Genomic DNA, 959 nt, shown 5'->3' on the forward strand with positions numbered 1-959 from the left:
GCTGACGCTATCGTTGCTGCCGAGCCGGAACCGGTTGAATATGTTCGCGTCTGCGACGCTTACGGCACCGGCTACTTCTACATCCCGGGCACCGAAACCTGCCTCAAGATCGAAGGCTACATCCGTTTCCAGGTTGACGTTGGTGATCAGCCGCTCAACGGCTCGCTCAGCAACGATTCGGATTGGGATGCCCGTACACGCGGCCAGGTTCAGTTCACGGCCAAGAGCGACACCGAGTACGGTCCGCTGACCGGCGTCATCGTCATGCAGTTCAATGCTGACAACGCTTCGGATCAGGATGCCATCCTCGACTCCGCTTACCTCGACGTCGCGGGCTTCCGCGCCGGTCTCTTCTACAGCTGGTGGGACGACGGCCTCTCCGGCGAAACCGACGACATCGGTTCGATCGTAACGCTGCACAACTCCCTCCGCTATCAGTATGAAAGCGGCACCTTCTACGCTGGTATCAGCGTCGACGAACTGGAAGACGGCTTCTATAAGTCCGGCGAAGGCCCGAACAACGTTGGCGTTGCCTTCGGCGTTGGCGGCACCGCTGGCGCGTTCAGCTACCAGGTCACCGGCGGCTGGGACTTCGACAACGAAGACGGCGCTGTCCGTGCAATGGGTACGGTTGAAATCGGTCCCGGTACGCTCGGCCTCGCTGCCGTATACTCCTCCGGCCCGAACTCCTACTACTCCGCAGCTGAATGGGCTGTCGCTGCCGAATACGCAATCAAGGCAACCGACAAGCTCAAGATCACTCCTGGCGTCCAGTACTACGGTGACTACTACGCTTCCGGCGACGACTTCAGCAATGACGACGCTTGGAAGGTTGGTCTGACGGTTGATTACCAGATCGTCGACAACTTCTACGCCAAGGCTTCGGTTCAGTACCTCGATCCGGACAACGGCGACGACTCGACGTCTGGCTACTTCCGCCTGCAGCGTTCGTTCTAATC

General features: G+C 59.4%; 1 protein-coding gene. It reads left to right on the top strand.

Going from position 1 to position 959, the window contains the following annotated elements:
* Positions 1 to 957, top strand: a 957-nt coding sequence (locus PYR71_RS30665; protein WP_275621781.1) for a porin, incomplete at its 5' end; no start/stop codon positions are given.
* Between the last annotated feature and the right edge of the window lie 2 nt (positions 958 to 959).

It is taken from the genome of Rhizobium mulingense, assembly GCF_029194105.1.
Taxonomy (GTDB): Bacteria; Pseudomonadota; Alphaproteobacteria; order Rhizobiales; family Rhizobiaceae; genus Rhizobium; species Rhizobium mulingense.